Source organism: Sporanaerobacter sp. PP17-6a, assembly GCF_900095615.1.
Classification (GTDB): domain Bacteria; phylum Bacillota; class Clostridia; order Tissierellales; family Acidilutibacteraceae; genus Acidilutibacter; species Acidilutibacter cellobiosedens.
Genome location: NZ_FMIF01000022.1, coordinates 1 through 21,012, shown reverse-complemented (window position 1 = coordinate 21,012; position 21,012 = coordinate 1). Strand labels below are relative to the sequence as shown.

17 protein-coding genes are annotated in these 21,012 nt (G+C 33.6%); 4 read left to right on the top strand and 13 right to left on the bottom strand.

The window, feature by feature from the left end; genetic code table 11:
- Positions 1–68: 68 nt before the first annotated feature.
- From PP176A_RS09600 to PP176A_RS09560, 9 genes are all read right to left on the bottom strand, one after another.
- Positions 69–1,223 carry an iron-containing alcohol dehydrogenase gene (locus PP176A_RS09600; RefSeq protein WP_071140258.1) on the bottom strand — a complete coding sequence of 385 codons (1,155 nt, stop codon included), beginning with the start codon at positions 1,221–1,223 and terminating at the stop codon, positions 69–71.
- 142 nt (positions 1,224–1,365) lie between these two features.
- A complete protein-coding gene (locus PP176A_RS09595; protein ID WP_071140257.1) occupies positions 1,366–2,199 on the bottom strand; it encodes a class II fructose-bisphosphate aldolase in 834 nt (277 codons plus the stop codon).
- A gap of 49 nt (positions 2,200–2,248) precedes the next feature.
- Complete coding sequence (locus PP176A_RS09590; RefSeq protein WP_071140256.1) at positions 2,249–3,298, bottom strand: zinc-dependent alcohol dehydrogenase; 1,050 nt, start codon at positions 3,296–3,298, stop codon at positions 2,249–2,251.
- 82 nt (positions 3,299–3,380) lie between these two features.
- On the bottom strand, positions 3,381–4,247 hold the full coding sequence (locus tag PP176A_RS09585; protein ID WP_071140255.1) for a PTS system mannose/fructose/sorbose family transporter subunit IID: 867 nt from the start codon (positions 4,245–4,247) through the stop codon (positions 3,381–3,383).
- Positions 4,247–4,993, bottom strand: coding sequence for a PTS mannose/fructose/sorbose/N-acetylgalactosamine transporter subunit IIC (locus PP176A_RS09580; protein ID WP_071140254.1), 747 nt, complete (start codon positions 4,991–4,993; stop codon positions 4,247–4,249). The genes PP176A_RS09585 and PP176A_RS09580 overlap by 1 nt, the downstream gene beginning before the upstream one ends.
- A gap of 19 nt (positions 4,994–5,012) precedes the next feature.
- Positions 5,013–5,504 (bottom strand): PTS system mannose/fructose/N-acetylgalactosamine-transporter subunit IIB, encoded by a 492-nt coding sequence (locus tag PP176A_RS09575; protein ID WP_071140253.1) that lies wholly within the window; start codon positions 5,502–5,504, stop codon positions 5,013–5,015.
- A 25-nt stretch (positions 5,505–5,529) separates the two neighbouring features.
- Positions 5,530–5,955: a PTS sugar transporter subunit IIA gene (locus tag PP176A_RS09570; protein WP_200796116.1), complete on the bottom strand. Its 426-nt coding sequence runs from the start codon at positions 5,953–5,955 to the stop codon at positions 5,530–5,532.
- Between the two features lie 167 nt (positions 5,956–6,122).
- Entirely contained in the window at positions 6,123–8,966 is a 2,844-nt protein-coding gene (locus PP176A_RS09565) for a sigma 54-interacting transcriptional regulator (RefSeq protein WP_071140252.1), read from the bottom strand.
- Between the two features lie 84 nt (positions 8,967–9,050).
- Complete coding sequence (locus tag PP176A_RS09560) at positions 9,051–9,548, bottom strand: GNAT family N-acetyltransferase (protein WP_200796115.1); 498 nt, start codon at positions 9,546–9,548, stop codon at positions 9,051–9,053.
- Between the two features lie 238 nt (positions 9,549–9,786).
- Here PP176A_RS09560 and PP176A_RS09555 point away from each other — a divergent pair, with 238 nt between their 5' ends.
- Positions 9,787–11,172 carry an NAD(P)/FAD-dependent oxidoreductase gene (locus tag PP176A_RS09555; RefSeq protein WP_071140251.1) on the top strand — a complete coding sequence of 462 codons (1,386 nt, stop codon included), beginning with the start codon at positions 9,787–9,789 and terminating at the stop codon, positions 11,170–11,172.
- Positions 11,173–11,399: 227 nt separating this feature from the next.
- On the opposite strand, the gene ygiD is transcribed toward PP176A_RS09555, so the two are convergent.
- Positions 11,400–12,167 (bottom strand): 4,5-DOPA-extradiol-dioxygenase, encoded by a 768-nt coding sequence (gene ygiD / locus PP176A_RS09545; RefSeq protein ID WP_071140249.1) that lies wholly within the window; start codon positions 12,165–12,167, stop codon positions 11,400–11,402.
- A 432-nt stretch (positions 12,168–12,599) separates the two neighbouring features.
- Between ygiD and PP176A_RS09540 the strand changes: the two genes are divergently transcribed.
- From PP176A_RS09540 to PP176A_RS09530, 3 genes are all read left to right on the top strand, one after another.
- Positions 12,600–14,411 carry an ABC transporter ATP-binding protein gene (locus PP176A_RS09540; protein WP_071140259.1) on the top strand — a complete coding sequence of 604 codons (1,812 nt, stop codon included), beginning with the start codon at positions 12,600–12,602 and terminating at the stop codon, positions 14,409–14,411.
- Positions 14,412–14,426: 15 nt separating this feature from the next.
- On the top strand, positions 14,427–16,238 hold the full coding sequence (locus tag PP176A_RS09535) for an ABC transporter ATP-binding protein (protein ID WP_071140248.1): 1,812 nt from the start codon (positions 14,427–14,429) through the stop codon (positions 16,236–16,238).
- Positions 16,239–16,336: 98 nt separating this feature from the next.
- Positions 16,337–16,816, top strand: coding sequence for a tetratricopeptide repeat protein (locus tag PP176A_RS09530; protein WP_071140247.1), 480 nt, complete (start codon positions 16,337–16,339; stop codon positions 16,814–16,816).
- A 125-nt stretch (positions 16,817–16,941) separates the two neighbouring features.
- Here the strand turns inward: PP176A_RS09530 and PP176A_RS09525 are convergent, their stop codons facing one another.
- The 3 genes from PP176A_RS09525 to PP176A_RS09515 form a co-directional block, all read right to left on the bottom strand.
- Complete coding sequence (locus PP176A_RS09525; RefSeq protein ID WP_128753045.1) at positions 16,942–18,408, bottom strand: 4Fe-4S dicluster domain-containing protein; 1,467 nt, start codon at positions 18,406–18,408, stop codon at positions 16,942–16,944.
- A gap of 17 nt (positions 18,409–18,425) precedes the next feature.
- Entirely contained in the window at positions 18,426–19,604 is a 1,179-nt protein-coding gene (locus PP176A_RS09520; RefSeq protein ID WP_071140245.1) for a SpoIIE family protein phosphatase, read from the bottom strand.
- The coding region (locus PP176A_RS09515; protein ID WP_071140244.1) for a [Fe-Fe] hydrogenase large subunit C-terminal domain-containing protein at positions 19,601–21,012 on the bottom strand (1,412 nt) is incomplete at its 5' end. The genes PP176A_RS09520 and PP176A_RS09515, both read right to left, overlap by 4 nt.

Genomic DNA, 21,012 nt, shown 5'->3' with positions numbered 1-21,012 from the left:
TATAAAAGCTAACTTGCAAAAATAGGCTGCTACAAAATTAATTTTGTAGCAGCCTTCTCTATAGTATCTTATTTCCATAGTGATCTGTAAATTTTAACTATATCTTCCTTTTGAGGGTTTCTTCTCGTGTTTTGCGGACTTCCGCTTTGTAGTGCGTCTTCTGCCATTTTATCCAAACTTCCAAAATATTCATTTCTATCTACTCCAAACTCTTCAAGAGTCTGGATATTTAAATCACTGCATAGTTTCCCTACTGAATTAATAAAAGACTGCCCACCTTCCAATTCGGTCATCCCTTCTTTATATGTTCCTATGGCCTTTGCTAAATCGCAAAATCTTTCAACTGCTCCTTTTAGTGCAAATTCAAGGCAATTATTAAGCAGCATTGCATTAGACAGCCCGTGAGGAATATGAAAAAGGGCACCGATAGGTCTGCTCATTCCATGAACTATCGTCACGGAGGAGTTGTTAAATGCAATACCTGCTTCAAGAGCTGCTATGGACATTTCCCTTCTGGCATCAGTATCCTTTCCGTTATTATACGTTTTTAACAAATTTTTAAATATTCTTTTTACTGCGGAAACTGCAAAGATATCGGATAAAGGCTGAGCTTTTTTCGATGTATAAGCTTCAATTGCATGAGTCAAAGCATCCAATCCGGTAGAAGAAGTCACTTTAGGCGGAGCAGACAATGTAAAGAACGGATCTATTACTGCTAATTTCGGAATCAAATAATGTCCCTTAAGGAGCATCTTTATATCCCTTTTTGTATCAGATATTATTGTAAATTGAGTAACCTCAGAACCTGTTCCTGCCGTTGTCGGTATAGCAACTAAAGGAGGAATCGGATTCGGTATTATCTTTCCAAGATAATCATTTATCTCTCCTTCATTTGTTATCATAGCTCCTACTGCCTTAGCTGTATCTAAAGAACTTCCTCCTCCAAAGCCTATGATAAAATCGCATCCATTTTCTTTATATTTTTTTATTCCCTTATCTACCATAATATCGGTAGGTTCTCCGTTTATTTCGCTGTATGTTTCATATTTAATTCCTATTTTATCTAATAGATTAGTCAGTTTCTTTATGCTTCCAAATTTAATCACTGTACTCCCCGTAACAATAAGTGCCTTTTTGCCAAGTTCTGATATTTTTTTCTCCGCAAGGTTCAAGGCGTCATCGCCTGTATAAATATATTCAGGCATCATAAATAAATCTGCCATTTTGTTGCCTCCCTTATTTAGTCAAATACAATTTAAACTTTATTGCATAATTCCATGGAGGAATCATACAATAAAGTTCAAAATTAATTATAATAAATTAGTAGTTAAATATACAGTACAAAATTTTTCTTATAATTTTAATTTATATGCGGTTTACAGACTCAAACAAATACATGTAATGCTTTAACATGTTTTTATACCCTGTCATTCCTTCTTTATAAATAGATTCCATTGTTGAGGATTTTTCTTTTTCAATATGATCTTTAATATATTTTGCTCCTTCAATAAGTAAATCGGTAAATATGTTAACTTTAGTAATTCCCAATTTTACTGCTTTCTTGAGGTTATCGTCTCCTGTTGAAGAACCACCGTGTAAAACCAGAGGTATGGATACTTTCTCCTTTATGCTTACCAATCTGTCAAAATCTATTTTGGGAACTCCCGTATATCTTCCGTGGGCAGTACCTATGGCTACGGCAAGGCAGTCAACCGAAGTTCTGTTGATGTATTCAACTGCTTCTTCAACCCTTGTTAAACCTGCATCTCTATCAATATCGTAACTTACGCCTTTACCTACATGACCTAATTCAGCCTCAACCGATACGCCGACAGCGTGTGCTATTTTAGCAATTTCTGCTGTTTCTTTAATATTTTCCTCAAAAGGAAGCTGGGATCTGTCCACCATTATTGAAGTAAATCCATATTTTAATGCCTCTACTGCTGTTTCAAACTTCAAACCATGATCAAGATTTGAAGCAACAACAACCTCAGGATACCTTAAACTGTAAAACTTTATAGCCTGTGCTATTAATTCTAAGTCATATCTCGGCGGACAATTTATTATAACTGGAGATTTAAGTTCGTCTGCTACTTGAAATATTCCTAAAACCGTATCGACATTAAAAACATCTGCTGCTACAACTCCATACCCTTCTTTCTCAGCCTTATTCAATATATCACTCATTGGCAATAACATTCTTCATTTCTCCTTCCAACCAAATATACAATATTAGATAAGCATACGATTACCACATGGATACTGAAACACGATAATTACCCGGAGTAGCTGCAAGCTCAAAAGCCCTCTGAACTTCATTAATAGGAACTTTATATGAAATCATTTTATCTACTTTTACAAGCCTTTTGCTGAGCAAATCCGCAGCTATCACATAATCCGAAAAATCCGCTCCATAAGTTCCTATAAGCTCATATTCGTTATAATGAATCTTATTTGAATCTATATTAAGTTCCGGAGTGGGATAGCCTGATGCAAAGAATAATATTCTTCCCATTGTTGAAAGCAATTGTATCCCCTGGTCGTTGGCTTTAGTATTTCCAACTGCAAGTATAACCGCATCCATTCCTCTTCCCTCTGTTATTTCTTCAACTCTTTTAGCTATATCCTCCTTAGACGGATTTATAGTCGCTAAACCAAGGGACTGGGCTATTTTACATCTTTCTTCATTAATTTCACTTACAAGTACATTCCCTCCGTATATTTTCGCCACTTGTGCATTAACAAGTCCCAAATTACCTGCTCCTATTACAAGAACATTATCATTTGGCTTTACTCTGAGCCTTTTTATTCCATGAACTGCTGTGGAAGTAGGTTCTAAGTAACCGCCTTCCTCATATGGCAAATCGTCCCCCAACTTTAAAACTCTCTTTGAATTTACGACAAAGTATTGAGCCATTCCAAAATATCCTTCAATACCATCAATTTCAATTTGTTTCGGCTTATTAAGGCATCTGCTAGTATGCCCCATACGACAATAAAAACATTCTCCGCATGCTCTGCTTCCCTGAGCAATAAATCCTACATGCATACCTACTTTCAATTCAGGCCTTACATTTTCTCCTATTTCTATTATTTCTCCCGACATCTCATGGCCGGGCACCCACGGTAACTTTCTTCCCTGAGATTTACGAAGTCCTGCCCATGTCTGCCAATCCGTCGTACATATATTACATTGATAAATCTTCACTAACACTTCTCCCGCTCCAACTTCCGGCACATCCATTTCTTTTACACTCATCTTTTTTATATCTTCCATTACTGCTACTTTCATCTTCATAATTTTAATTCCTCCTTTTATTCCAGAAGTAAGCCTTCTAAAATATTAATTCCCATCTGTGAAACAAGTTTGCCATAAAGTTTTAAAAAATTCCAATTGCTGCTCCCAAGATACTTATTAAAAGTATCCCAAACAGTATTCTTACAAACTTAGGACCTACTTTTACTAAATAAGCATAGATGCCAAGAACCGCTATAAGGGGTAAAATCCCCGGTGCTATTTTATCTATTATTCCTGATTGTACAGCTAATTTCTGTTGCCCTATATTTATAACTGCCGGAGTGGATAATTTAACATAAGTAGAAGCTAGCGATCCCATCATGAACAATCCAAGAACCTCAGCGCCTACCATTAATTGCTGTATTTTCCCTGACTCAAGTATACTTGTTATGGATTTACGTCCAAGGGTATATCCTTTATACCACAATACATATCCTATAACCATTGTTATTGCAGTAATTATAACTATAGGAGCTAATGCAGCTGCTACACTTCCTTTTAAAGCAAACGGAATAAAAAGCCCTAATATTATAGGTTTCAATGTACCCCAATCCAGTGTATCTCCTATTCCGGCGAAAGGACCCATAAGCCCTGTTTTAATTCCTGTGATTGCCTCTCCCGTGACAGATTCTTCACCATTTGCCTTCTCTTCTTCCATTGCTATAGTTAATCCATGGATTACTGCGCCCCATGTTCCCTGGGTATTAAAATATACAAGATGTCTTTTTAAGGCATCACTCAATGACTCTTTTGTCTTATATAATTTTTTTAATATGGGGATCATAGATGCACAAAAAGCCAAGCTCTGTAGTCTTTCAAAGGAATTCGACATTTCAGTGACTATATACCAAGTGAAATATGATTTAGTAATATCCTTTTTAGTCAATTTATCAGGTTTATTTGACAAATCATTATTTTTAATTTCATTAGACTTTGATTCGGTTGTCATTATGCTTCTGTCCCTCCTTTATTAGGTTGAAATTGGATATGAATAAATGCTGCACATATCCCAAATATTGCTGCTCCTATTACGCTGATTTTGCTATATTGAACAAGGAAAAATCCTACAAAAAAATAGGGGAGTAAATTTCTCTTTCCTATTACATTAATAGTAAGAGCAAATCCTAAGGCCGGCATAATTCCTCCTGCAACAGTCAAGCCATGAGTGAACCATTCCGGAATAACTTTCATAAATGCTTGAACACCTGTCGGTCCATATAAACTTGCCAAGAATACCGGTATACCTCTTAACGGAAGTTGAAGCAGAAGAGGATAAATGGTAGCACATTTCATAATCTTAGAAGTATTTGCCTCTTCAGCATATTTATCAGCCATATGAACCCATGTTGCATTAACAGTTCTCCTTACATTATCTATAAGAACTCCTAACATCCCCACAGGTACTGCCAGGGAAACCGCCATCTGAGGATTCATTTTCATCTGTATAGCTATCGGTATAGCTATACAGGCGGCTAACCCTTCATCACTCGGAATATTGTTCCCAGCCGGCACTATTCCCATATAAATCATCTCAAGGGATGCCCCTATTATTATTGCTGTACGTACATCACCCATAAGAAGCCCCAATGGAACAGCAAGAGTCAAAGGCTGTCTCAATATCATCGAAAACGTATACCCTATTCTACTCCAAGCAAGCCAATAAATAATAGCTATGATAATAGATTTGATAACCATAATTTATAATTCATCTCCTTTAAAATTTGAATTTTTTCAGTATTTTTTGTAATTCCGCCGGATTGTCTTCAGGGACAGTCTGAAAAAATACCTCTACACCTCCTTTTTCCATTTCTGCTAAAGTATCTGCATCCTCCTTATTAAGAGTTATCTGACTGTATACTACTTTTCTTCCCGGAGCAGAACCAAGTCCTCCTATCTGAATTTTGGAAATCGGAAAACCCTTTTCCCATGCGGAAAAAGCATTGCTTACATTTTGAAATAAAACTAAAAGCTTACCCTTTCCCATCTTGTCTTTATTCCATGAATCCACAGCATCTCCTATTGTAAGCATTTCCACCTTAACGCCGGGAGGTGCTGCCATTACGTATATTTTACTCATGAAAGGGTCTTTTGAAAGTTTATCATCTATTACTTCTATACGATCTGCATTTGTTTGTTTCATCCATTTTGTTATTACCTGACCGTGTATAAGCCTGTAGTCTATTCTTATAAGACTAATATCAGCCATTTATTTCCCTCCTCTTTTATTTTTATTAAGCATGGTTTTTAAACAAGGTAGTTATCTCTTTACATGCTTCTTTACCTACATTTGCTACTGCCACCGCTAATTCTTTTCCGCAGACTCCGTTTTCCCTTAAGGAATCTGCTTCTATCAGCATAGCAATATTTAAGCCGCTCACAATAGAAATATCATAATCCCTTGAAAGTGCAATAGCCACATTAGATGGAGTCCCTCCAAATAAATCTACAAATACTAAGGTATCTTTTGGTGCCTTTTCCAAAACATTTTTTATGTCATTAGTGAAATCATTCAAAGACATATTGGGTAGTAGTGAAAAAGTATAAACATTCTTTAATTTTCCGAGAATCATTTCTGCACTCTTTACTAATTCTTTTCCTGCATCTCCATGGGTAAGTATTATTATCCATGGGTTTGTCTGCTCTTTAATTTTTGCCACCTCCCCTGTGATGATTTATCTGTTTATTACCTTTCGTATATTAAATTAAGCAATTAACATGCCAACTCATGTATTAAATTTTTCAGCCTGTCAACATAAGAAAAGAACAGCTTTTTTCAAATATACAAAAAGCTGTTCTTTTCTACTTGATATATGTTTAAAGTGTATTAATGTGTATCGTCAAAATGTGTATCAATTAAATCCATTATATATCCGATTTCTGTATCGGGAATTTCCATGCCGAAAGTTTCTTCAACTATCTTTAATGATTCCTTTATATTCTTGTAAAGCATGGGAGCATTTCTTATAGATTCATCAATATTGTCATAGGAAAGGGGTTCTTTTTTTAAGGCTCTTTCAACCATACAACAGCTATGAAGCATGAATGCTGTTTTAAAGTCATCTCTGTCCTTTACCTCCAACAGTTTTATAAGTTTACTATAAGAACTGCTTATGGCATTGTAAGCCTTAACCGGATTTAAAAAATTAAGAGAATTTTCTATCATCTTTACGGTTAAGTTAGGAATTTGTATATCATTTTCTAATTCCATCCTATGATAAATATTTCCTCCTTCTATGATATTATTAATATCCATAAACCCATTCCCAATTAATATCTCATTTATCGGTATATAAGGAACATTAGGAATTTTTAAATCAACGCTTCCAACAACTGCAATGATATTTTCTTCCTCATCTATCTCTATATTATTCACATTATAGATATTCATTGGTTTTATGACAATATTATAAGCTGTTATAGCCGGTAAATTATTTTTTAGAAGGTCCGCAAGTTTTACTGCCGTACCTTCTCCTGTCACACAAGTTGTAATTATAATTCTTGTTTTCCTGTTATCTTTTAACAAGCTGCTCAAGCTTCTTCCCATATAGGGAGTAGAATATTTTAAATCTTCTACCAGTTGTTTGAGAGTCATTTCCGGAATCATACATTTTCTTACCGCTTCAAGTACCACCGGTGTCGAAATTGTTTCCACAGCTCTTACATCTATATTTGTCTCCTTTTTTATTATTCCTTCAAAGGATACAAGAGAACCCATGTCAACTAATATTAAAACTCCCTTCCCCTGATTAATCTTTTTTACCATTTCAATTGCCTTATTCAATATACTATCCACTTTTTCATCAAGAGGCATATCTATCGACTTACAATCGTCTGTGTCCAAAAGACTATTAACAACATCTGCTATGCTGGAAGCCGTGTGCTTTCCGTGGGCTAAAACTATAACTCCTATCTTTTTATTTGAATTCTCCGAATCAATCGCATATAAAAAGATTGCTATAAATCCTATTTCTTCTTCCGGTATCTTTATGTCTAATTTATCCTCCAAAAGTCCTTTTACTAATTTAGCCGTATCATATTCATCGGGATGATTGACTGCTATTTCATTTAAATTTTCGTTATAAGCTACCTTACCTTCTGAGATTCTTTCTATTAAAGAACTTATATGCATTGATAAAGCAATAGTAACATTTTTACTGTAATGCTTTTTTAATTTCCGTTCTGCAATGTCAAGAGCCACTTCTACGGCATTATAAACTCTCGGGCTTACAATTTTAAATATCTTATTTTCATCTGAAATTTTTCCCTGTATATCAATTTTCTTTAACAATCTTCTCAAATATTTTTCTATTATTTCATTCATTTTTCTGTTTATCTCTGCCTCTGAACACCCCTGATGATCATAAAAATAATATTTGTTGTTTATTTCCTTATAAATTTTATCAGAAACATCATATTCATCCATGGAAATGAGATCTTTACTGTTATTCTGAGTGAATTTATAATACTCTCTATTATCAATATCCAATAAATCTTCAAGTTCCTCTCTTTTATCTCTGCTGTTTAAAAGTCCGTGGTATACGTTTTCGGGAACCAAAGGTGTGTCTATTTCAACAACTTTTTTGTGATATGTTTTATATTCTAAAAAGCCTCTTGCACACATCAATTGAATATCGGCTTTCAACTGCCCTATATTTCCCGTACAATCATATAATAATAAGGCTTTTATTACATCTTTATAAACTTTTATGGGAACATTCATACATTTGACTTGATCACCGAAGAACTGCTTTATTAAACGATACCTCTCTGCAAGAGGCCTATCCGATAAAGTCGGTATTTTTATTACCATAGGAATCCTTCTAAGAAAAGTCTTTAAAAGGACCGAATCCGCATCTTCCGTTGTGGCTGCTATAAGAAGTACATCGGCGCTTCTCGTATTTTCCGTCTCTCCCAATCTTCTGTATATATTCTTATCCATAAAATAAAACAGCATTTCTTGACTTTCTGGGGAAAGCCTGTGAACTTCGTCAAGTAATAATACTCCACCGTCAGCTTTTTCGATTAATCCGGGTTTGTCCTGGTCTGCACCGGTAAATGCACCTTTAACATGTCCGAACAATTGGGATAAAATTAATTGAGGATTTTCAGCATATTTAGCACAATTAAAAACTATAAATTGCGCCTTTGGTTTAACCTTTCCTATTTGTACAGCATATTTATACATCATTTCTGCGAACATGGTTTTTCCTACTCCCGTAGGACCGATCAGCAATGTATGCATTCCTCCCGACGGATAAAGAATGGCAGCCTTTGCTTGTTTTATAGGAACTTCCATACTCTGATTGGCTCCTATAATATGTTCAAAAATATCGGAATTTTCTTCAATCTCTTTATCATCAGAATTATAATCAGGTTTTAATAATAAATCTATAGACTCTAATTGTGTTATATTTCTATTAAGTTTTTTCCCTAAAATCTTTTCAATTCTCTTTTTATCTATATAATGAACAGGTTTTCCCATAATTTTTATAACTCTATTTTCTGAAACCAGGATATTTAATTCTTTACTCGCATTGTTTCTGAGGATATTTAATTTTTCTCCTATTTCAGTTGCATCAAATCCACAATTGCCATTTTTTAAATCTTTCAAATTTATATTTTCGGATAATATCTGCAATATATTATATACTTTTTCTTTTCTGTTCATATCAAAACTTCCTCCAATTTGACCCAAAATAATATAAATTTATAAAAACAAATACTCAATTCTTTTATCCGGACAAATATTTATCTATAATTTTAATTCATATGAACTTGCATTATCTCTTCTGTCAACTTCTACAAATCCCATGGATTTAAATAAATTCTGTGATCTGTTATTATAAGAATAAATATCCGGTATGTATATTTTGGTTAATCCTATAGATTTAGCTCTTCCTATGAGTTTTCCAATAACTTTTCTCCCTATTCCCTTACCCCAATATTTTTCGTCGCCTATTACTATAGGCATATTTTGTTCAGATAAAGTAACGTCACCAATAGCCTTCCAAATATCTTTTTCATATACTTCAATAAAATATAGTTCTCCGATACTGCTTAAATATCCGTACATCCTATTTATTATATTCATATCGTAAGTTTTATCGGTGATTCCCTCGGAGTAATATAATATCTTTGGATTCTTATACCAAGGCAATGCTGTCTCCCACTGAAGTCCATCGGGGTTTCTTAATCTTAAACCTTTATCTATATTAATGACATCGGGTTGAACAATATCTCTAAAAGGCATTTTTTATTCCTCCTTTTATTCAATAAACATTTATAATTATTATATTTTTTACCGTTTTTAGACCTTTTACAATCATTTTTAATATAAGTCGACTTTTTTCTTATCATCAGTATACCACAACTCTTTTCCTTTTGCTAATTCTAATGATATCGACGTAGTTTAGTTAATATATGGTGGCTTTTTATGTGAAAAAAGTGTATGATATTTATGGAAACAATTTTAGGAGGTTTAAAAAAATATGAAATATGATTTAATAATTGTAGGAGCTGGACCTTGTGGAATATTTACAGCTCTTGAAATGAAAAAATTAAATCCAAAGGAAAAAATTTTATTGATAGAGAAAGGAAATTCTATTGAAAAAAGAATATGCCCGAAAAGAAAAACAGGGGTATGTGTAAATTGTACTCCATGTAATATTACAACCGGGTTTGCAGGAGCCGGAGCATATTCCGACGGAAAATTATCCCTTTCTCCAAATGTAGGCGGAAATCTCCCTGAATATATTGGTTATGAAAAAACCATGGAATTAATAAACTATGTTGACAGCATATATTTAAATTTTGGAGCTGATAAAAAAATTTACGGAATCAACACAAAGCATAAAATTGACAAAATACGCAAAAAAGTTATTATCAGCAATTTAAAATTGGTAGAATGTCCTATAAGACATATGGGAACTGAAGAAGGCTATAATATTTATTTAAAAATAGAAAAATATTTAAGAGAAATAGGTGTTGATTTTTCTTTCAGAAATCCTGTAAAGGATATAATTCTCGATGATTCAGGCAAAGTTAAGGGAATAATTGCTGATAAAGAATATTTCTCTGATCTTGTAGTTATAAGTGTGGGAAGAGAAGGTTCAGATTGGTTAAAAAACTTGTGTAGCAAACACAATATAGAAACGGAAACAGGCGATGTAGACATCGGAGTAAGAGTGGAGACCAGAAATGAAATAATGGAAGAACTAAACGATGCTATGTACGAGAGTAAATTAATATACTATACCCCTACTTTTGATGATAAAGTAAGAACATTTTGTACCAACCCCGGAGGAGAAGTTGCTACAGAATATTATGACGGAAATTTAGCCGTTGTTAATGGTCACAGTTATAAATCCGAATCTTTAAAAACCGAAAATACCAACTTTGCGTTATTGGTTACAAAACATTTTACAAAGCCTTTTAATTCTCCTATAGAATACGGAATGCATATTGCAAAGTTAGGAAATATGTTATCAGGAAATAAAATATTGGTTCAAAGGTACGGTGACTTTAAAAGAGGAAGAAGAACTACCGAAGAAAAATTATATAGAAATAATATCATTCCTACGTTAAAAGATGCTGTACCCGGCGACTTAAGTTTAGTACTTCCCTATAGATTGATGAAGGATATAGATGAAATGCTTGCTGCTTTAGACAATGTTTCACCGGGAATTGCCAGTGATGAAACGCTTTTATACGGAGTTGAAGTTAAATTTTACTCAAATAAAGTAAAAACAAATAAAAAATTTGAGACAAATATAAAAGGACTATATGTAGGAGGAGATGGAGCCGGTATTACAAGAGGCCTTATGCAGGCCAGCGTAAACGGAGTGGTCTTGGGAAGAGAACTATTTGAAATTTAATTAAAATACGGATTTTTAGTTCATTCTTTTGGCATGGAGTTCATTACTCATGATGCCAAAAATGAACATATACATAGATTTGGACATAAAACTCCAAATCTTTTTTATTATGACTCATGGAAAGGCATTATTTTTCTTTAATATATATTTCCCGTTAAATGGGTTTCAAAAAAGGCTTCCTCAATTTATTTCTTCTTTATATAGAAGCCTTTTTTATAATTCTGAAACTACCCGATTTTAAAGCATCTCATGGAAACACTGCCATTTTGGATGGACTCATGAACATATTCTATTTTATCATCCTCTTTTACCATGCCCAAAGAGTAAATCATAGGCAGATAATGTTCATCCGTCGGGACGGCTTTTCTTGACAGATCCCCATATTCCTTATAACTAACTAAGCTCTTAAAATTTTTTTTATTAATATCTTCTTTTACAGCATTATCAAAATCAATAGCCCATTCATACGGTTTAGCATTTTCTTTAAAGATAGCCGCTCTTAAATTATGAACAATATTTCCGCTTCCAATAACTAATATTTTCTGCTTTCTTAGGGAGTACAATTTTTTCCCTAACTCATAATGTTGAAAAGTATTTTTAGTTAGATCTAAACTCATCTCCAATACAGGAATATCTTCGTCCGGGTATATAAATTTTAAGACTGCCCAAGCAGCATGATCTATTCCCCTGTTTTCATCTATTTTTATATATTCTTCTCCTACCGTGCCTCTTATAAATTCAGCCATCTCTCTTGAACCGGGTGCCTGATATTTTATTTTATACAATTCCTTAGGAAATCCATAAAAATCATATATCTGTTCAGGAGCTTCGGAACCCGTTATATAAGTTCCCCGGGTAAGCCAATGAGCAGATACTACTAAAATAGCATCCGGAACCGGCAAATCCTTTTTTAACTTTAGAAGATCTTTTGTATACTCATTATCACTTATTATGTTCATAGGTGAACCATGCCCTACAAACAATGCAGGAAACATATCAATTCCCCCTTTCATAATTATTTAACATTTTAGTCTATACCCAAAGTATTCTACATATAATAAAATATTAAAAAATAATAATTGAATTTTTTTTAAATAACAAGTATAATAATAGATGTCATTAAAAATAAAAGGAGGTCGCGAAAATGAAAAGTATCAGTATAATTTTAAGCATAAAGAAGTTTGTCTTTGGCGGCAAAGATTTCATGTCACGGCCTATGCCTATTTTTTGATGATTACATAATTTAGATCAAAAAAGCCATAGGTGTGAAATTCCTATGGCTTTTCAGCTTTTATAAATAAAAAGTATTTCATTATTCCTTTATCAGTTCAATTTACTTTTTGTTGTGAATAAATGCTTAAAACCATAGGATCAAAGTTTATCTGTTCTATGGTTTTTTTATTCTATTTATAACAGGAGGCGATATGTTGAAAAGTATTAAATCTTTATGGAATTTTATGAAAGGAAGCAGAACCATATATTTATTTGGAATTATAAGTATAATTCTTGCAACATTCTTTACGGTATTAACTCCTCTTTTTATCAGAACTACTATTGATTCAATTATTGGAGACACCCCGATAAGTTCTGTTTATATAATAAAAATAATAAATTTTCTGGGAGGCAGAGAATACCTCAAAGAACACCTTTGGGTAATGGGAGGATTTTTAATATCATTAACACTCCTACGGGGAATATTTTTATACTATAAAAGTACTCTATCCAGCAAGTCATCTGAAAAAACCGCTAAAAAAGTCAGGGACGAATTATACGATCACATTCAAAAACTTCCCTATGAATACCATGTAAAAGCTGACACAGGAGAATTAATTCAACGGTGCACTTCCGATGTTGAAACCGTGAGGAAATTTCTTGCCGTTCAATTGGTCGAAATAGGAGGTTCCATATTTACACTGATTTTCGTATCTTATATAATGTTTAATTTGAATGTAAAAATGACAATGGTATCAATGATCGCAGTCCCCATAATATTTGTTTTTGCAGTAGTATTTTTTTCAAAAGTTAAAGTCGCTTTCGAAGCAAGTGATGTGGCAGAAGGAAAAATGTCCACTGTCCTTCAGGAAAATTTAACGGGGATCAGGGTGGTTAAAGCCTTTGCAAGAGAAAAATACGAAATAGGAAAGTTTGATGAAAAAAATAAAAATTATAAGGATTTAACATATAGATTGATAAAACTTCTGGCTTGGTACTGGGGATGTTCGGACTTTTTGTGTATGATGCAAATTGGCGCGGTACTAATAGTGGGAAGTCTGTGGACATCAAGGGGCAATATATCTTTAGGGACTTTGGTGGCATTTGTCAGCTACGAAGAAATGCTCTTATGGCCTGTAAGGCAAATGGGAAGAGTCCTTACAGATATGGGTAAAGCTTTTGTTTCGTTAAAAAGGATTGGTGAAATATTTTCAAACCCAATTGAAATTATGGAAGAAAACCATGAAAAGCCAAGAATAGAAGGAAATGTATCATTCAATAATGTATATTTCGAATATGAAAAAAACAAACCTATTCTTAATAATATAACTTTTGATGTTAAGAAAGGAGAAACGGTTGCCATATTAGGCCCCACAGGTTCAGGTAAAAGTTCTCTTGTTTATCTTCTTGCAAGGCTCTATGAGTATAAAGACGGTTCCATTACCATAGACGGCATAGAGCTTAATAAGATAGATAAAAAATGGATAAGAAAAAATGTAGGAATAGTACTTCAAGAACCTTTCCTCTTTGCCAAAACGGTTAAAGAAAATATTAAATTATCCAATCCAATGATGGACGACAGAAAAGTCTTTGAAGCAGCAAAAGTAGCAAGTATCCACAAAGATATTTTATCCTTTGAAAACGGATACGAAACTGCCGTAGGTGAAAGAGGGGTATCCCTTTCGGGAGGCCAGAAACAGAGAATCGCCATTGCCAGAACAATAATAAACGAATGTCCCATAGTTGTATTTGACGATTCTTTAAGTGCCGTAGATACGGAAACGGATATTTCAATAAGAAAATCTTTAAATCTTAGGAGAAATTTATCTACTACTTTTATCATTTCACACAGGATATCTACCGTCTGTGAAGCAGATAAAATTATAGTATTGGATAAGGGAAATATTGTTCAACAGGGAACCCATTATGAGCTTTTAAAAGAAGACGGATTATATAAAAGAATATATGATATACAAAGTTGTCCTCATGAGAATTATGAATATGAGATGAATTTAAAAAATGCATAAAAGAGGTGGCACTTAATGGAAAATGAAAAAGACGAAAAGATAAATATTGCTCTTTGGAAAAATTTTATTTCCTTTGGCAAACCATATAAAAAAGAATTTAAGATTTTAATAATTGTAATGGCTTTTGTAGGAATAATAGATGCAGTTTTTCCTCTTATGACAAAATGGGCAGTTGATAATTTGATAACAAACATAAGCACCAAAAAATTTGTTAATTTTTCAGTTCTTTATGCTTTATTAGTTGCAATACAAGCCATAAACGCTTATCTCCTCATATCTACCGCAGGTAAAATAGAAATGGGAATGGCATATAATATAAGAAAAATCGGATTTGAAAAGCTTCAAATACTCCCTTTGTCTTATTATGATCATAAAGCCGTAGGATGGTTAATGGCAAGGATGACTTCAGACATTGCAAGATTAAGCGAAACAATTTCCTGGGGACTTGTAGATTTTATATGGGGTATAACTTTGATGGGTACTATAATGGTTGTAATGCTTATAATGAATTGGAAATTGGCACTGATTACTCTTTCCGTAGTACCTCCCCTTATTTTAATAAGTCTATATTTTCAAAAGAAAATACTTAAAGCTTATAGAAACGTAAGAAAGATAAATTCTAAAATAACTGCCTCTTTCAATGAAGATATTCAAGGTGCTAAAACTACAAAGACCTTAGTCAGAGAAGAAAAAAATTTAGAGGAATTTTCTGATATCACTAATAAAATGAAGGTCAGTTCTATTAGAGCCGTGACATTATCTGCCATATATCTTCCCATAGTATTAACTCTGGGAAGTATAGGAACCGCCCTTGCAGTAAATTTTGGTGGAAAAAGTGTTATGAATAACGTTATGAGCTACGGTACCCTGATAGCATTTATGTCTTATACCATACAGTTCTTTGAACCGGTAAGACAATTGGCTGTTATATTTGCAGAACTTCAATCCGCTCAAGCTTCTGCAGAAAGGGTTTTCTCCCTTGTTAACGAAACGCCCGAAATTATAGACAGACCGGAAATAACTGAAAAATACGGAGATTTCTTTGAACCTAAAGAAAAAAATTGGCCTTTAATTAAGGGAGAAATCAAATTTAAAAATGTTTCTTTTTGTTATAAAGAAGGAAAAAAGGTATTAAATAATTTTAATCTCCACGTAGAATCAGGAGAAAACATTGCTCTGGTAGGAGAAACGGGTTCGGGGAAAAGTACAATAGTTAATCTCCTGTGCAGATTTTATGAACCTACGGAAGGAGACATCGAAATCGACGGAATCAATTATAAAAGTATGCCTCAAATATGGGTCCATGAAAATTTAGGATATGTTCTTCAATCCCCCCACCTTTTTAGTGGAACCATTAAAGACAATATCAAATACGGGAAATTGGATGTAACTGATGAGGAAATTATAGAGGCAAGTAAGCTTGTAAATGCTCATGAGTTTATATCCAATTTAGAGAAAGGATATGAAACTCCCGTGGGAGAAGGAGGAGGACTTCTTTCAACAGGGCAAAAGCAGCTTATCTCTTTTGCAAGAGCGGTAATTAGAAATCCAAGAATATTTATATTAGATGAAGCTACTTCTTCAATAGATACGGAAACTGAAAAAATAATTCAGAATACTATTCATAAAGTCTTAAAAGACAGAACAAGTTTTATAATTGCTCATAGACTTTCAACCATTAGATCTGTAGACAGGATTTTGGTTATTAGTAAAGGAAAAGTAATTGAGGAAGGAAACCATGAAAATCTTCTTAAGAAAAAAGGATATTACTATAAATTATATACTAATCAATTTATAGAAGAGCAATCAAATGCATTAATGAATTAAAACTTCAGTAGGGTTATTCCCTGCTGAAGTAAAATAAAAAGATTTTTATTTTGCTGCATAGCTGTAGAATATTATGTAATACCGAGGAGAAATTAACTTTGAAGGAATTAGAAATAGCAATTAAATTGAGGAAAGAAGGAAAGTTAAAAGAATCAAACGAAATTTTAATAAACCTTGTAAACGAATATCCCAATGATTCAATGATTAATTACCAGTGCGCATGGAGTTTTGATTCCTTGGGTTTAGAAAAAAATGCAATACAATATTATGAAAAAGCCATTTCCATAGGACTACCCGATAAAGAATTGCGAGGTGCTTATTTAGGCTTGGGAAGTACCTACAGAACATTAGGTCAATATGAAGAATCAAAAGAAGTGTTTAAAGGTGGATTAGTTAAATTCCCTCAGGATAAAGCCATGAAAGTTTTTTACGCAATGACTTTATACAATTTAAAAGAATATTCTAAAGCAATGGAAATTTTACTTTATACTATTGCTCAAACATCTATAGATGAGAATATTAAAAATTATAAAAAAGCAATAGAATTTTATTCTGATAAGTTAGATGAAATATGGTAATTTAATGCACATAATTATATATTTGAAGTAAGCAATGAGACCTGTGGAATCATATTTGAAAATCAAACTTATGGGCTTTGTGACAGCAATCCGGACTGTCACAAAGCCCATAAACTAAATAAAAATTATTTTCTATTTAAATCTATATTCTTTATTTCAAATACCCTCAGAGAACTTTCTATATCTTTTTCCAAAGCTAATTTTCCATACTTGTCCACTTCATTTTTATCTTTTGGACCATGATGAAGGCTTGCCGGACCTGCAATGCATCCTCCCTGACATGCCATTCCTTCTATAAAGTTGCCGTTAAGCCTTTTTACCTTTGCCATTTTTAATGATTTGTCGCATTCTTTCAATCCGTCACAAGGAACAGGCGTGAAATCTACATCCAACTTTTTAACTTCTATTACATGTTTTATTGACTCAGTTACTCCTCCGCTTCTTGCAAATATTCTTCCGAAATATGAAGCATTGTTTAATTCTCCATCCCCACATTCTGCTAAATTTATTTCTGCGGCATCCAACATAGCTGCAAGCTCTTCAAAGGTTATAACAAAATCAACATCCTCTTTCAGTTCTCCTTCCGTTATCTCCGCTTTTTTGGCAATACAGGGCCCTATAAATACTACTTTTGCCTTATCGTCTATATCCTTTATAAGCCTTGCCGTAGCTATCATAGGAGAAACGGTATTTGATATTTTATCTGCAAGCTGAGGATAATATTTTTTTATATAAGAAACAAAAGCAGGGCAACAGGATGAAGTTACATATCCCTTTTCTTCAACAGTTTCTTTAAATTCTTCTGCCTCATTAAGAGCTACCATATCAGCTCCCAAAGCTACTTCTACTACATCATGAAATCCAAGTTTTTTAATGCCGCTTACCACCTGTTCAATTTTCGCATAGGTAAACTGACTTGATATGGCTGGTGCTATTATAGCATATACATGAATATCTTTATTCTTTTTAGATTCATCGAGAATTTTTATTACATCAACTATAAAAGATTTGTCCATTATTGCCCCAAAGGGACATTGTATAACACAAGCTCCACATTGAATACATTTATCATTATCTATTACTGCTTTCTTGCTTTCATCATTACTAATTGCTCCCGAAACGCAGGCTTTTCTGCATGGCCTCATTACATCCGCAATAGCATTATAAGGACAAGCTTCTTTACATCTGCCGCATTCAACACATTTATCCTGATCAATATAGGATCTTCCTCCTACATGATAAATAGCACCTCGCGGACACGCTTCACTGCATCTATGAGCCAAACATCCTCTACATGCTTCCGTTACAAAGAACCTGTTTATGGGACATCTGTCACATGCTATGTCGATAACTTCCACTATATTCTTATTTTCTTTATTTCCTCCCATAGCAAGCTTTACTCTTTCCTTAGTTATTGCTCTTTCCTTATATATACAACACCTGGTCCTTGGCTCTGGACCCGGATCTATAATTAATGGAATAGTATCAAGTTTTTCTTCAAGGGTACCCTCCATTGCAAATCTTGCGACCTCTCTTAGAACCTCATATTTTATAAGTTGTACATCATTTTCAAACTTTCTCACATTTTGCATATTGCCTTTTCCCTCCATTATACATAAATTACGTTAACTTTTGTACCCAATGCTTTCATTTCAGCCACCAATTCCTGTACCACTTTCAGTTTAATACTTAAGTCTGCGGGAAAATCAGGATTTTGATGAGCGGGATTTATGGCCTTTCCTACCCACAAATTTAAATGAGTACAATCCTCAATTAATAATCTGACCAACTTTGAGGCTCCATCATTTTTATTAAAACTATAAAAAAGATTGTCCTTATATGGAGAATTAATATACCTTTTAATTTTCTCCACCGCCTTACTCAATGTTAAAACCCCTTCTGTAACCAAATCTATCCCCTCTATTTCCGCTGTTGGAGGTACTTCAGGATCGATAAAATCCATATTGGTTATAATTTCCCTGTTAAGTTCCCGTGCAACAATCTTTGCAGCAGTACCCCCACAGACAACTTTTTTTCCCTTTCCATTCATTAAATTTTCCACGGTTTTAGCATCATTTGACGAGTCCTTAGGAGGACCAGTAAACAGATCTACTATTTCAGGCTTTCTTACCTTAGCAATAACAACCGTAGTATCATCTCCTGGTTTGTCTCCATATAAATATTCACATGTATCAATCAAGGCTTTAGATATTTTACCTGCACTTTTTTCTTTCAATGCTACTTTACATAAATACTCTCCGACATTTTTCCACTGCCATCCGAGATTCAATATGCCTCCTACTCCTGCATGAACCACTCCATCACTAACTATAGCTAATAAATCATTTTTCTGCAAGGTTAAATTACATTCCCGAACTACAGTATTACTAATTTGAGTTTCCCTTCTCTTTAAATCAACAAGTTTTCCATCTCTAATTAAAAATATCGGAGGATTATCATATTCAGCAATATATGTCCTTCCATCTTCAAATATTTCAGCTATGGTAAAAGTAGAATAGGCTAATTTTCTAACTTTACATACAGGAAGAGTATGAATAACAGTATCTACGGTTTCATAAATATTAATGCCGCCTTCAAGCATTGAAATTACAATTTTGGAAGTAAGAGTTGAAAGAATATTGGCTTTCACCCCACTTCCCAATCCATCTGCCATAACTATCATATTTCTATTATCTTCTCTGATAATTTCTACTTTGTCTCCGCACAGCTCTTCTCCATCTTTATTTATGCTGCGATAAGCTATATCTACAAAATATTCTTCGCTCACTTCACATCACCATCTTTAAGAACCAATTCCTTCAATTTCGTCAGAACAACTTTTGTTTCTGCAGTAGTTTCTCCCAAAAGCCCTGCTATTTCTTGGGCAACTCTCATCTGTTTCTCAATAACATCTTGTGCTGCTTGGAGAGCATTCTCTTTTATTTTCACCAGCTCTTCTTTACTTTTCTCCTCATCTGTTATATCTGTCATTATTACAAGAAGAGCATTTTCCTTTTCTATTAAAATAATATTCTGCAGGAACAACATTCCATACTCTTTATAATAAACCTTTTGAAGTATTATGTTATCTTGAGTTTCTATTACCTTACGAAATATTTCATCATCCAATATAACCGATATGGGTTTCCCCATTATTTCCCCGGATTTAATATTGAATATTTTTTCACATACTTTATTAAACTCCACTACCTTCAAATCTTCGTCAACAACAAATATAGCATTAGGACTACTTTCAAAAATATGATTTGAAAGCCTTTCTGCTCTGCTCTTCATATAAGGCATGCACATACTTTTTTCTGCCATCCCTTCATATACAGCTTGTACCTTTTCTCTACACGTAGAATATCCACAAGCACCGCAGTTTAATTCATCCTCAGGCGTAAACTTATCAATAGACCTTAATATGGACTGTATTGTAGCTTCGTCAGCTTTAGGTCTATAGAAAGACTTATCCACGAAAACTTTCCCAAAATCTATGTCTTCAGGGATATCTATTTCATCTGTCGTAAAATTTTCATTTTCATAATTAACATATCTTTTTACTATCCTCTTTCTTTCATACTTACCCAAACTATCTTTCGGAACCCCGGGCCCATTAATGCATCCTTCCCGACAAGCATTTAATTCTACACATAATCCTTCAGTATCATCTTTCATAAGGGTATTTAACATATCAATGCACTCATCTATTCCATCTATATTCATGACGTCATATTTACTTCTGATATGATCGTCTAAAAAACTTCCAAGTACACCTCCCTTTAAGGGAAAATTTCTGCCCCGTTCCGTAGAAGATCTATCAAAAGGTGTATATTCCATATTATCTATGTCCAATTGGCTCTCATAAACCCATTCTTTCAATTCTTCAAAAGTCATAACAGCATCGATTACATCATCATGCTGAGCTTCCTTAGCTTCTACCTTCTTAGATATACAAGGCCCTATAAATATGACAAAGGTATCCATTCCATACACTCGCTTAATAAGCTTTCCATGAGCTATCATAGGAGATACTATAGGGAACATATACTTTGTCAATGAAGGAAAATATTTCTCTATCAAAAAATTAGCAGAAGGGCAGCAGGTAGTAATAATATTTTTATAATTTTTTTCTTTTAATTTCTTTTTATATAAATTAGCTACTATATCAGCACCTACCGCTGTTTCTTCTACAT